Source organism: Telluria sp. RT2P19 (assembly GCF_059685725.1).
In genome coordinates this window covers 134,712-147,834 of sequence record NZ_JCASIL010000001.1, presented here as the reverse complement: position 1 = coordinate 147,834, position 13,123 = coordinate 134,712, and the positions used below count along the sequence as shown (strand labels likewise).

Annotated in this window: 10 protein-coding genes, 1 tRNA gene and 1 pseudogene; 5 read left to right on the top strand and 7 right to left on the bottom strand. The window is 61.1% G+C overall.

All coding sequences use genetic code 11. The features are described from left to right. Positions 1–41: 41 nt before the first annotated feature. Positions 42–1,388, top strand: a complete 1,347-nt coding sequence (locus tag AC56KW_RS00590; RefSeq protein ID WP_497168793.1) for an MFS transporter — start codon at positions 42–44, stop codon at positions 1,386–1,388. Positions 1,389–1,391: 3 nt separating this feature from the next. On the opposite strand, the gene AC56KW_RS00585 is transcribed toward AC56KW_RS00590, so the two are convergent. Together AC56KW_RS00585 and AC56KW_RS00580 are read right to left on the bottom strand one after the other, a co-directional pair. Continuing rightward, a complete protein-coding gene (locus AC56KW_RS00585) occupies positions 1,392–2,213 on the bottom strand; it encodes a sterol desaturase family protein (RefSeq protein WP_497168792.1) in 822 nt (273 codons plus the stop codon). A gap of 57 nt (positions 2,214–2,270) precedes the next feature. Continuing rightward, a complete protein-coding gene (locus AC56KW_RS00580; RefSeq protein ID WP_497168791.1) occupies positions 2,271–3,008 on the bottom strand; it encodes a PEPxxWA-CTERM sorting domain-containing protein in 738 nt (245 codons plus the stop codon). A gap of 580 nt (positions 3,009–3,588) precedes the next feature. On the opposite strand from AC56KW_RS00580, the gene AC56KW_RS00575 reads away from it, so the two are divergent. After that, positions 3,589–4,122 (top strand): DinB family protein, encoded by a 534-nt coding sequence (locus AC56KW_RS00575; protein ID WP_497168790.1) that lies wholly within the window; start codon positions 3,589–3,591, stop codon positions 4,120–4,122. Here AC56KW_RS00575 and AC56KW_RS00570 read toward each other — a convergent pair. The 3 genes from AC56KW_RS00570 to AC56KW_RS00560 all read right to left on the bottom strand — a co-directional run bounded on the left by AC56KW_RS00570 (position 4,113) and on the right by AC56KW_RS00560 (position 7,181). After that, positions 4,113–5,564: a diguanylate cyclase domain-containing protein gene (locus AC56KW_RS00570; RefSeq protein ID WP_497168789.1), complete on the bottom strand. Its 1,452-nt coding sequence runs from the start codon at positions 5,562–5,564 to the stop codon at positions 4,113–4,115. The two genes, AC56KW_RS00575 and AC56KW_RS00570, sit on opposite strands and share 10 nt — an antisense overlap. Before the next feature lie 609 nt (positions 5,565–6,173). Next, entirely contained in the window at positions 6,174–6,626 is a 453-nt protein-coding gene (locus AC56KW_RS00565) for a hypothetical protein (RefSeq protein ID WP_497168788.1), read from the bottom strand. A gap of 15 nt (positions 6,627–6,641) precedes the next feature. Beyond that, entirely contained in the window at positions 6,642–7,181 is a 540-nt protein-coding gene (locus AC56KW_RS00560; protein ID WP_497168787.1) for a glycoside hydrolase family protein, read from the bottom strand. 147 nt (positions 7,182–7,328) lie between these two features. Between AC56KW_RS00560 and AC56KW_RS00555 the strand changes: the two are divergent. Further along, positions 7,329–7,802, top strand: a pseudogene (locus tag AC56KW_RS00555) (Hcp family type VI secretion system effector); the annotation flags it as partial. A 503-nt stretch (positions 7,803–8,305) separates the two neighbouring features. Here AC56KW_RS00555 and AC56KW_RS00550 read toward each other — a convergent pair. Together AC56KW_RS00550 and acs are read right to left on the bottom strand one after the other, a co-directional pair. After that, positions 8,306–8,396, bottom strand: a tRNA-Ser gene (locus tag AC56KW_RS00550). 242 nt (positions 8,397–8,638) lie between these two features. Beyond that, positions 8,639–10,639 (bottom strand): acetate--CoA ligase, encoded by a 2,001-nt coding sequence (gene acs, locus AC56KW_RS00545; RefSeq protein WP_497168786.1) that lies wholly within the window; start codon positions 10,637–10,639, stop codon positions 8,639–8,641. Between the two features lie 282 nt (positions 10,640–10,921). Here acs and AC56KW_RS00540 point away from each other — a divergent pair, with 282 nt between their 5' ends. Both AC56KW_RS00540 and AC56KW_RS00535 read left to right on the top strand, forming a co-directional pair. Further along, the gene (locus AC56KW_RS00540; protein WP_497168785.1) at positions 10,922–11,524 is read left to right on the top strand and encodes a TIGR00645 family protein; all 603 of its coding nucleotides are present in this window, start codon (positions 10,922–10,924) and stop codon (positions 11,522–11,524) included. Positions 11,525–11,587: 63 nt separating this feature from the next. Beyond that, positions 11,588–13,123 carry a fumarate hydratase gene (locus tag AC56KW_RS00535; protein ID WP_497168784.1) on the top strand — a complete coding sequence of 512 codons (1,536 nt, stop codon included), beginning with the start codon at positions 11,588–11,590 and terminating at the stop codon, positions 13,121–13,123.

Here is a 13,123-nt window from a genome sequence, read left to right as displayed (position 1 = left end):
TGAGCAGCCAGCGATAACCGCAGCAATAACGGAGACAAACCATGCAGGAGCACGGCCGCGCGGACGGCGTCGTCAACATCCAGGACTTCCTGAACGAGCACCGCTTCTCGGCCTATCAATGGCTGATCTTCGGCCTGTGCTTCCTGATCGTTCTGCTCGACGGCTTCGACACGGCGGCGATCGGCTTCATCGCGCCTTCGCTGGTACACGACTGGGGCGTGAGCCGCCCCGCCCTGGCGCCGATACTGAGCGCGGCGCTGTTCGGCCTGGCCGCCGGCGCCATCGGGGCCGGGCCGCTGTCGGACCGCATCGGCCGCAAGCAGGTGCTGGCGCTGTCGGTGCTGCTGTTCGGCGCCGCTTGCGCCTGGTCGGCCTTCGCAAGCAGCGTGACCGAACTGGCCATCCTGCGCTTCATCACCGGCCTGGGACTGGGGGCGGCGATGCCCAACGCGGTAACGCTGATGAGCGAGTACTGCCCCGACCGCAAGCGCGCCATGCTCACCAACGCAATGTTCTGCGGCTTCCCGCTGGGCGCCGCCCTGGGCGGCTTTCTCGCGGCCTGGATGATCCCGCTGTGGGGCTGGCGCAGCGTGCTGCTGCTGGGCGGCCTGGCGCCGCTGCTGGCGGGACTACTGATCCTGCTGCTGTTACCGGAATCGGCCCGCTTCCTGGTCGCGCGCGGCGCCAGCCAGGAAGGCATCCGGGCCATCCTGCGCAATATCTCGGCCAGCGCCGACAGTGCGCGCGCATTTATCACGCGCGAGTCGGCCACGGACAATAGCCCCGGCAGCGGCGTGGAGGTGATCCTGTCGCGCGCCTACGTGGTCGGCACCCTGATGCTGTGGCTGACCTATTTCATGGGGCTGGTGATCTTCTATGCGCTGGTCAACTGGATGCCGCTGCTGCTGCGCGACGCCGGTCTGTCGGCGCAGGACGCCACCCTGGTATCGGCCCTGTTCCCGCTGGGCGGCGTGGGCGCCGTGCTGTCCGGGTGGCTGATGGACCGCTACAACCCGAATGCCGTGATCGCGATCGGCTTCGCGCTGACGGCGGCGAGCATCTTCGCCGTCGGCCACAGCGCCCACGACCTGGCGCTGTTGATGGCGGTGGTGTTCGTGGCCGGTGTAGTGATGAACACCGCGCAGTCGTCGCTGCCGGCGCTGGCGGCCGCTTACTACCCGACCCAGGGGCGCGCCACGGGTGTGGCGTGGATGATGGGCGTCGGGCGGCTGGGCGGCATCGCCGGCTCGCTCCTGGTGGCGGAACTGGCGCGGCTGCGCTTCGGCATCGAAGGGATCTTCGGGGTGGTGGCGCTGGCCGGCGTCGTGGCGACGCTGGCGTTGCTGGTCAAGCTGGTCGCGGACCGCGCGCGCCAGCCGCGGGCGTAAGCCTCAATCGGCCACCGGTGCGGCTTTACGCGCCGGCAGCATCGGTTCGAGCAACTGGCCGCCCAGCGTCGGCGCGCACGGCGTGTCGGTCCCGACCTCGGCCGGCCAGTGCCGCGGCAGGTAGTGGCTGCCGAACAGCCGGTCCAGGAACGGCAAGGTGGACGCGTAATTGCGGTTGATATGGTCGTGGCGGCTATGGTGCCAGTGGTGGAAGGCCGGCGTCGTCACCAGCCATTCCAGTGGACCCAGGCGCCAGCGCAGGTTGGCGTGGATGAAGAAACCCCATACATTGCCGAGCACCAGCAGGGCCGCCGGCGTGGCGCTGCCGGACAGGCCGGGGCCCGCCAGGCCCAGCATATACAGCGGCGCCAGGCCGAACAGCCGGGTAATGACCATGTCGACCGGGTGATTGCGGGTATTGGCCAGGTAATGCATGCGCTCGGCGCTGTGGTGCAGCGCATGGAAGCGCCATAGCCAGGGGATCTCGTGGCTCAGGCGGTGCCCCCAATAAAAACCGGTCTCGGCGACCACGAAAGCCAGTGCGACGCGCGCCGCCAGCGGCAGTTCCGCGACAGCCGTCGTCAACGCGCCCGGCGCCAGGTGATGGGCGGCGGCGGCCAGCAGCGCCATCGGCACCGTCAACACCAGGATCGGTACCAGGCTGCTGATGAAGTAGTACGCCAGGTTGTGGCGCAGCTCGGGATTGGGCTGGGCATGGCGCACGCCGAACCAGCGCTCGAGCGGGACGAACAGGGCCGTCAGCAGTACCAGCCAGACGCAGGTGCGCACGACGTCGATGGCGAACTCGGCAAGGGATACGTTCATGGAAGATGGTGCGGCTCGGGCGGCTGCACGTGGAAGTGCAGACCGTGCGAGGTCGTGTTACACCTGGCCTTGACGACGGCGGCGAGCGAGGAAGCCGAGCATGCCGAGGCCGGCCAGCATCAGCATCCAGGTCGCCGGCTCGGGCACGTCGGCATGGAGTTGCACGTTGTCGAGCAACATGAACGGTGGCCCGCCCGATGCCGTCCGCTGGGACAGGAAGGACAGCCACTCGCTGGTGCTGGTGGCGGTAAACACCATGCTGGCGGTTTGCCAGCCGCTGAAACCTTTTTCGGGGATGCTCAGCTTCGCGCTGTTCTGCCTGGTATTGCCGAACCCGACTTCCCAATACACGTCCTTGTTAGCGCCCGTCCAGTTGACTTGCTGGGCCAGCGCGAATTCGAACGTCAGCTGGTACTTGGTGCCGACTTCGAGGCCCCCGACATACTGCTTGAGCGTACCCGGGCCGTAGTCCGGATCCGAGGCGAAGAAGTTACCGCCCGAGGGCGACATGAAGAAGTTCTGGCCGGCGCCATGCAACTGCATTGCGCCGCCATTCTGGTGGGCGTTGGTGCCGTTCATCAGGAAGTTGTAGCCGCCGCTATCGCCGCCGTTCTTGCTACTGATCCAGTTATCGATCGTGACGCCGTTTGCCACGGGCGTCGTGCCGTTGACGAACTTGCTCGTATCGATGACGTTGGATTCGAAACCGCCATTCTTGATCAGGTTCGCATGCGCGAAGTTGGCGTGCAACGCAAGAACGGCAGAGACGAACAGCAAAGCTGACTTGAGGCGCATGACGCAAGCTCCAAAAATACGATGAGGGTGGATCGGCGGTGGCAATTGCATGAATGGACGTCATGCCAGGCGCGGCAAGCCGTCGACGCTATCCAGTTAACTAGAAAGAAATTAACTATGGTCAATATTTATTGCACAGAGACATTCTACCAAACTAATCCTGCTGGAAAAGCAATACTTCCACCATTCGGTTATTTTCCATAAAGCAACTTATTTACAATTGCCGGGATGGGTTTTCAGCGCTGTCCCGGGGCAGTGTTGGTAACGCCCCCGGGGAAATCGCGTTTCTTGACGGGACTGTTTGACATTCATGGTTGCGAAAGGTGAATTTACTACCGCCGTGTGGTTGGTTCAAAGCGTTCCGGAGACGATCTGCAAGCGCCCATGGACCGATTGCACAGCACCGAAAAACAACAGGTAGTTGCTTCGCATGGAGACGACAGGCTCGCAGGAGTGGAAGTGTCCGATCGATTGCCGCCCGAGCACCATGCCCCTACACTGGGCATTTAGCGCGCAGCAATCGGCGCATGCCGTCACAAGCGTGCGCATCACAATAACCGTCGATACAGGAGCGTCAAGCATGCCGGGCCGGGAAGATATCGTCCTCTTAGCGTCGTATAACAGCATCATGAATACCGCGATATATGCCGCGGCCGCGACATTATCGTTGAGCGCACTCGGCGCGGACCGGGGCGCCTTTTTCGGCTCGATCCTCGGTACCCTGAATCATATCGTTGCGGGCGATACCATTTGGTTGCAGCGATTCCAAGGCCATCCCGCACACTTCCTCGCGCTCGAGCCGATGCAAGAGATTGCGGCGCCTGGCGGACTCGCGCATCGATACAGCGACGATCTCGGCATGCTGCGCGAACATCGCGTGCGGCTCGACGCGATCATCGAGGCGCTGGCGGCGGAAATGACGGACGAGGGCCTGGCGCAAGCCGTCCGCTACAAGACTTCGCGTGGAGAATGCCAGAAGAATTTCGGGAGCCTGCTGCTGCATTTCTTCAACCACCAGACGCATCACCGCGGCCAGGTGAGTACGCTGCTATCGCAGTCGGGCGTGGATATCGGCGTGACCGATCTGGTGGCATGGATCCCTGATCAGGTGTGATCGGGGCCGAAGACCTGTTTCATCGTATCGGAGAAGAAGGCCTGGCCGTTCTTGCCCTGCCCCTTGACGTAATACATGGCGACATCCGCATGGCGCATCAGCTCATCGATCGTCTGGCCGTCGTGGGGAAAGACCGCGATGCCGATCGATGCGGAGATGACGACTTCATTCCCATCCAGGTCGAACGGCAGATTCAGGCATTCCAGGAATTTGGCGGCAACCAGGCGTGCGTCATCCCGGGTATGCAGGTCCGGAAGCACCACGGTGAATTCGTCGCCGCCCTGCCGTCCCAGCGTATCGCCCTTGCGCAGGCAGCTTTTCAGGCGCGCCGTCACCTGCAGCAGCAGTTCATCGCCCTTGTCGTGGCCGAGCGTGTCGTTGACATGCTTGAAGCGGTCGAGATCGATGAACATCGCCGCCAGTTCCGTCTGGTTACGCCTGGACTGCAGGATCGCCTGGCCAAGCCGATCCTTGAACAGCAAGCGGTTCGGCAGGTTGGTCAGCACATCGTGATAAGCCTGGTGCAGGATAACGGCTTCCGCCTGCTTGCGCGCCGTGATATCGCGGGCAATGCCATAAGTGCCGATATAGCGCGGTCCGCCCTGCTCTACACGGTCCAGATGCATGCCGACCGCATTGAGCGACACGATCATCGATGTGTCGGCGTCGCTGTCTTCATCTGCGTAGGGCGCCTTCGGTCGGCACGTCATGCGCAGCTCGACATCGCGCGACGCGCGGTCACCGGAACGCCTTTCGTTGAACGCATAACGCGCCCTGGCGAAATCTTCCTTATGGACGAGGATCGAGTAATGCTGGCCGATCAATTCGCGGCGATCGTAGCCCAGCATCTGGCATGCCCGGTCATTCACGAAAGTAAATCGTCCCTCGGGTTCGACCATGTAGATGAGGTCGGGGGATGCATCGACCATATACCGATAAGTGCGCTCGGACAGCTCGAGCTGATAGGCGATGTCCCGGTTGGTCTGGCGGAGCCGGCGCTGGGTCAGGACGTTGTCGATCGTCTTGAACAAATCTTGCTGGCTGAAAGGCTTGCGCAGGAAATCCCGTGCGCCGCCCCGCAATGCCCCGATCGCAGCATCGATGCGCACGTTGCCGCTGACGACGATGACGTCGGTTTCGATGCAGTGGCGATTGATGAAGTCCATGACATGCTGGCCATCCATATCCTCCAAGCTTAGGTCGAGCAAGACCAGGTCGTAGCGGGTATTGGACAGGGCTGCCATAGCTTCGGCGCCCGAGGCTGCCGTATCGATCTCGAAATGGCGATGCTGGAGCAATGCCTGCAGCGACGTGAGCATTCTGGGTTCGTCATCCACAAGTAACAGCTTGGTCGACTGGTTAGCTGCGGCAACAGGCAAATGCGCTGCGGAGAATGAATTATCGCCGAATATAGGTTTATTCTTTCTCGCGAACAGATCCATATCTATACGGGCGCGAATGGCTCACATGTTGATGGAGTATCCGCAAATAAATTAGTGAGGTTAGTTGATGCTCACTACATTAGCATGATTGCTGAGTTTCAAATGAACATTGAAAATTACTTTAAAGAATGTTTAACAATTGTTTTAAGGGAATATAATCTTGTCCTTAAACGGCAAGGACCCTCCCACTTCGGCGTTCGTCAGCGCCGCCGTTAGGCGGGCGCAAGCGCCCCGCTTCGGCTGACGCTTGCTCAGGCAATACCTCGGTGACGCTGACCACGGTCGGACGATAACCTGGCAGTGTGTGCCCGACGCGTGGCCTCTAGTCAGACGATCGAAATGGTTCAGTACGGGGTTATTACTGTCAGCGCAAGTAAGTGGTGAGATGCTGTCTTAGTCGCTGGCGTAGGTAGTAACGTGGGTAAAAATCGCGACGTAAAAACGCCCTCGGCAAACGAGGGCTTTCGAGAATATCTCGCGGAGAGAGGGCGAGTCTGCCCAAAACATAAAATCCTTTTGAGACAATGACTTATCAACAAGTCCAGCCCCCTTTGTACCTGAGCTAGGCCGTCATTTTGTACCATCTGCGGGTTATGCAACCTGTCAAACTCAGCGCTTAACCGCCCGCTGCTTCATTGCGTCAAAGAAGTATCCTTGCCAAAACACCACAATCTTTTCCTTCCCCTTTATGAAGGCTTCGGTGCAGTCAAGGTCTACTACCGTGACGGTGTCAGGTAGCCCGAGATAGCCAACCCGAGCGTGATAGCCCTCTCGCATGTATTTCGCTGCGTCCTCGCGGCGGCGTGTCAATTCCGGCGCACGGCAGGGCTCTCCGTTGAACATGACGCTGTCACGCCGCACAACCATGACCTTGCCGACCAACGCCGCAGCTTGCTGGTCAGTCAGCGAGGTGACGTCAGCTGAGTCCAGGACTTTGGTTAGCTTCCACGTACCGAGAATGTCAGCGTCATGTTCTTGCTTCTTCGCCTGTGCTGTATGGGCAGCCAGCGCAAACAGGGCGGTCACGGCAAGCAAACGTCCAGAGGTATGTAAAAAAGACATGTTCGGCTCCTTCGCTTATTTTTTAACCATCGCGGCAGATTTTGCCGCTGCTTCAAACGGCGCGCCTTCTTCTGCTCGGCGCGAAATCAGACCTCGCGCCACCACGCTTTTGCCGTTTACGCGCGTTGATGTCATCGTGCGAATTTGAGCGGCGGCTTCAGCTGAACGGCCAGTGTCAACGAGCGTGAATACGTTGCGCGAGCCGTGTACTCCGGCGTTATAGGTCAGGCTGACCAGCGCGTCGAACTGGTCTTGCTGCAGCTTCTGCATTGGCACCTTGCGTATAACGCCGGCTTCCGCTTCAGCCACTCTGCGCGCGAACTCAGCCTCTACCGCAGCTGCGCTGACGGGGGTTGCCAACTCATCTTTAGTGCAAGAGCCCTTGTGGGCGAGAATACCGGGCCCCCAGGTGCAGTTTCCCTTGCCCGGTCCCATATCGTCGTAGTAAGCGAATACGTCCCTCTCGCGCCGACGCATCCGGGCGCGTGCTTCAGCACTCATCGTCATTCCAGCATTTACAGACGGCGTCGCGGCTGCATGTGCATGTTTGGTCATCGGCGTCTCCGGTCGGTGAGTCAAAACCGTCAATCTAAACTGAGCCCATCAGCAGTTCGTTGCGCCGCACCAATCAGACCCATCAAAGAAGCCCGAATAAAGGCGGTCGACGGACGCGGATCCGAAACTCACCGAAGAGGAATGTACATGGCCATCGATGTCTACCTGCAAATTGAAGGAATCAAGGGCGAGTCGCACGATTCGGCGCACCAGGGCCGGATTGAGTGTACGGAAGTGCACTGGTCAGTCGTACAGCCACGTAGCGCGACCGCATCGACCGGCGGTGGTCACACTGCGGAGCGGGCAGAACTGAAGGATGTGGTATTCGGGAAAATCGCCGACATGTCATCGCCAATCCTGCAAACATGTGCCATGGGCAAGACGATCCCTAAAGCGAAGTTCGAATTCATGCGCGCTGACGGTGACGGCAAGCCTGTCAAATACTGCGAGATCCAGCTCGAGAACGTGTTGATTAGCGGGGTCGCGCCATCGCTGGTGGCTGGGATTATATTGAGCGAGCACGTCAGCTTGAAATACTCGAAAATCAAATGGGCCTACACCCAGCAGGGAGTCGGCGGGGGCACCCGGGGCAGCACGGTTGGCGGCTGGGACTTGGCCGCGATCGGCGTGATCGCTGCCCACTGCGACTCATACTCGCTGCCAGCCTCGCTGACCATGCGCACAGCGCGCTCGATGACTTCAGGGGAATACTTGGGTTGCTTCTTCATAGCTCCATTTTCTCAAAGAATGGAGCCTCCACAAAACCCGGGGCGGTTCAGACAATGGGGAAACTACGTTTTCCCAAAATGCATACGTAGCCACGTAGTCACCTCGCTTTCAACTTAAAAAGTCATCCCTCTTGCTCGCAGCACAAACCTGACTTTTTCAAGCTGTTTTGCCGCTACCTGCCGTGTGATCAACATACCGGTCATTTGCCGATGGCGGGTCGCTTGGGCATGATGACGGTATCCGTTTTGGCGGTATCCGTCGATACCGTCAACAGTACCGCTAGAGATGACGGATTTCAATGGACGCTAAAAGCACTTGACGAACAAAAAACCCGCGTGCTCACAGGGAGTAACGCGGGTTCGGTGGACGATCTTGGATCGCTTGGTACATGTTCTTGGCGGAGAGAGGGGGATTCGAACCCCCGTTAGGCTATGAACCTAAACACGCTTTCCAGGCGTGCGACTTAAACCACTCATCCATCTCTCCTGATGGTTCTACGTGGGAGTGCCACGAAGCCGCCTATTATAGCAAGTATTCCCAGCAGTACAAGGCCAGCAAGTATCGATCCCACAGATGGGGCCACCGCCTGGATGGTATCGCGACTCGGGCCACGATGCCGATCAGCATGATCACGCAACAAAAAAATGCCCGCCCCTCTTTCGAGCAGGCGGGCAAGCCTTGCTTCAGCCTCGTGGGCCGGTGCAGGCAGGTTGCTCAGGATGTGCCGCTCAAGCCGATTCCTTCAACTGCTCCAGGATGGCCGGATTCTCGAGCGTCGACACGTCTTGCGTGATATTCTCGCCCTTGGCCAGCACGCGCAGCAGGCGGCGCATGATTTTGCCGGAACGGGTCTTCGGCAGGTTGTCGCCGAAGCGGATCTCTTTCGGCTTGGCGATCGGGCCGATCTCCTTGCCGACCCAGGCGCGCAGCTCGTTGGCCAGCTTCTTGGCCTCCTCGCCGGTCGGACGCGCCTGCTTGAGCACGACGAAGGCGCAGATCGACTCGCCCGTGGTTTCATCCGGACGCCCCACCACCGCGGCTTCGGCCACGATCGGATTGGCCACCAGCGCCGATTCGATTTCCATGGTGCCCATGCGGTGACCCGACACGTTCAGCACGTCGTCGATGCGGCCCGTGATCGTGAAGTTGGCGGTGTCCTTGTTACGGATCGCGCCGTCGCCGGCCAGGTAGTATTTACCGCCCAGTTCGTCCGGGAAGTAGCTGGTGCGGAAACGGTCCGGGTTATTCCAGATCGTGCGGATCATCGACGGCCATGGACGCTTGACGACCAGGATGCCGCCCTGCCCGTTCGGCACGTCGACGCCGGCCTCGTCCACGATCGCGGCCATGATACCCGGCAGCGGCAGGGTGCACGAACCCGGTACCATCGGCGTCGCGCCGGGCAGCGGGGTGATCATGTGGCCGCCGGTCTCGGTTTGCCAGAAGGTATCGACGATCGGGCAGCGCTCCTGGCCGACGTTGCGGTAGTACCACATCCAGGCTTCCGGATTGATCGGCTCACCGACCGAGCCGAGCAGGCGCAGGCTGGACAGGTCGAAGTTCTTCGGATGGACCTTCTCGTCCAGGTCCGATGCCTTGATCAGCGAGCGGATCGCGGTCGGCGCCGTATAGAAGATGCTGACCTTGTGCTTCTCGACGGTCTGCCAGAAGCGGCCGGCGTTCGGGAAGGTCGGCACGCCTTCGAACACGACCTGCGTGCCGCCGACGGCCAGCGGACCGTAGGCGATATAGGTGTGGCCGGTGATCCAGCCGATGTCGGCGGTGCACCAGTAGACGTCGTCGGGTTTCAGGTCGAAGGTCCACTTCATGGTCAGCGCGGCCCACAGCAGGTAGCCGCCGGTCGAGTGCTGCACGCCTTTCGGGGTGCCGGTCGAACCCGAGGTGTAGAGGATGAACAGCGGGTGTTCGGCACCGACCCATTCAGGCGGGCAATCGGCGCTCTGGTCCTGCACCAGCTCGTGCAGCCACAGGTCGCGGCCTTCCTTGAAGTTGATGTTGCCGCCGGTACGCCTGTAGACGATCACGTCCTTGACGGTATCGCAGCCGCCCAGGCCAAGCGCCTCGTCGACGATGGCTTTGAGCGGCAGCGCCTTGCCGCCGCGCTGCTGTTCGTCGGCAGTGATGACGGCCACGGCGCCGGCGTCGATGATGCGCTCCTGCAGCGATTTGGCCGAGAAGCCGCCGAACACCACCGAGTGGGTGGCGCCGATGCGGGCGCAGGCCTGCATCGCGGTCACGCCTTCGACCGACATCGACATGTAGATGACGACGCGGTCGCCCTTCTTGATGCCGCGCGACTTGAGGGCGTTGGCGAATTTGCAGACGCGCTCGTGCAGCTCGCGGTAGGTGACTTTGGTCACGGCGCCGTCGTCCGCCTCGAAGATGATGGCGGTCTTGTCGGCGTTGCCATTTTCGAGGTTGCGGTCGAGACAGTTGTACGAGGCGTTCAGCTGGCCGTCGGCGAACCATTGGTAGAACGGCGCATTCGATTCGTCCAGGGTCGAGGTGAACGGCTTGTGCCACTCGAGGTTCTCGCGCGCCAGGCGCGCCCAGAATCCTTCGTAGTCGCTGTCAGCTTCGGCGCACAGCTTTTCGTAGGCGGCCATGCCGCTGATGGTGGCCTTGTCGGCAAACGCCTGAGGCGGCTCGAACACGCGGTGCTCCTGCAGGCCCTGGGATTGCTCTTGGGTGGTCTCGTTCTCGGCCATACTAGTCTCCATATTAATGTAGTAGGTTATGCCAGATACCATAGGGGGGCTCGCTTACTGAGCCCTTACAATGGAAACCCCTGCGGCGGCTTGACTGCGCGTGCCCGCTCTCTCGTGATAGTCGTCCTTGACGTTCGTCCCGGACGTTCTCCTTATTCTAACGCCAGCCGTTGTAAAGCGTGCAAGTGACGGGCCATGGCTGCGCGTGTCCAACCCCGGCGCCTAGCTCCGGTGTAAAATGCTGAGCTGAATTTTTTCGCATTCCCCTGGAGTTTCATTCCGATGTCCGCCCTCGAACCGAGCAAGCAAGTCCGCAAGCTGTCTCCGCTGAACAACCTGATCTTCGCCAGCCGCTGGCTGCAGCTGCCGCTGTATCTGGGCCTGATCCTGGCGCAATGCGTCTATGTATTCCATTTCTGGGTCGAACTGGTCGACCTGATCGGCGCCGCCATGGGCAACGTCGATTCGCTCAACCACATCATCGACGCCGTCGGCCTGTCCGGCAACCGTCCGCAGCGCCTGACCGAAACCGTCATCATGCTGGTCGTGCTGGGCCTGATCGACGTGGTCATGATCTCGAACCTGCTGATCATGGTGATTGTCGGCGGCTATGAGACCTTTGTCTCGCGCATGCACCTCGATGGCCACCCGGACCAGCCGGAATGGCTGTCGCACGTGAACGCGTCGGTACTGAAGACCAAGCTGGCGATGGCGATCATCGGCATCTCGTCGATCCACCTGCTCAAGACCTTCATCAACGCCGCCAATTACGAAGAGAAGACCCTGATGTGGCAGACCCTGATCCACGTCGCCTTCCTGGTGTCGGCGCTGGCGATTTCGTGGACCGACCGCATCACCACCATGACGCACCAGGACAAGCACTGAAGCACCAGAAGCACCCACAACGATAACGATACCCCGACACTCCATCACGAGAGATTTCCCACCATGGCAACCGTCATTACCCAGGAAGACCTGATCGAATCCGTCGCGGCCGCGCTGCAGTACATCAGCTACTACCACCCGGCCGACTATATCCAGCATCTGGCACGCGCCTACGAGACCGAGCAAAGCCCGGCCGCGAAGGATGCGATCGCCCAGATCCTGACCAACTCGCGCATGTGCGCCGAAGGCAAGCGCCCGATCTGCCAGGACACCGGCATCGTCAACGTGTTCCTCAAGGTGGGCATGGGCGTGCGCTTCGAAGGCTTCACCGGCTCGGTGACCGACGCGGTCAACGAAGGCGTGCGCCGCGCGTACAACTTCGCCGACAACAAGCTGCGCGCCTCGATCGTGGCCGACCCGCACTTCGAGCGCAAGAACACCAAGGACAACACCCCGGCCGTGGTCCACATGGAACTGGTCGAGGGCGACACCGTCGACGTGAAAGTGGCTGCCAAGGGCGGCGGCTCCGAGAACAAGACCAAGTTCGTCATGCTCAACCCGTCCGACTCGCTGGTCGACTGGGTGCTCAAGACCGTGCCGCTGATGGGCGCCGGCTGGTGCCCGCCGGGCATGCTCGGCATCGGCATCGGCGGCACCGCCGAGAAGGCGATGCTGATGGCCAAAGAATCGCTGATGGAAGACATCGACATGTACGAGCTGCGCCAGCGCGGCCCGAACAACAAACTCGAAGAGCTGCGTATCGAGCTGTGCGACAAGATCAACGCGCTGGGCATCGGCGCCCAGGGCCTGGGCGGCCTGACCACCGTGCTGGACGTGAAGATCAATATGTATCCGACCCACGCGGCCTCGAAGCCGGTGGCGATGATCCCGAACTGCGCCGCCACGCGCCACGCCCACTTCGTGCTGGACGGTTCCGGCCCGGCCTATATCGAACCGCCTGCGCTGTCGACCTGGCCTGACGTGAACTGGACGCCGGACACCGAGAAATCGAAGCGCGTCGACCTCAATACCCTGACCAAGGAAGAAGTCGCGTCCTGGAAGCCGGGCCAGACCCTGCTCCTGAACGGCAAGATGCTGACCGGCCGCGACGCCGCGCACAAGCGCATCCAGGACATGCTGGCCAAGGGCGAATCGCTGCCGGTCGACTTCACCAACCGCGTGATCTACTACGTCGGCCCGGTCGATCCGGTCGGCGCCGAGGTGGTTGGCCCGGCAGGTCCGACGACCGCGACCCGCATGGACAAGTTCACCGACATGATGCTCGAAAAGACCGGCCTGATCTCGATGATCGGCAAGGCCGAGCGCGGCCCGGCGGCGATCGAGTCGATCCAGAAGCACAAGTCGGCCTACCTGATGGCGGTCGGCGGCTCGGCCTACCTGGTGTCGAAAGCGATCAAGTCGGCCACCGTCGTTGGCTTCGCCGACCTGGGCATGGAAGCGATCTACGAGTTCGACGTGACCGACATGCCGGTCACCGTCGCTGTCGATTCGACCGGCACCTCGGTCCACAACACCGGCCCGAAAGAATGGTCGGCCAAGATCGAATCGCTGAAAGGCGTGCCGGTCACCATCGCTTGA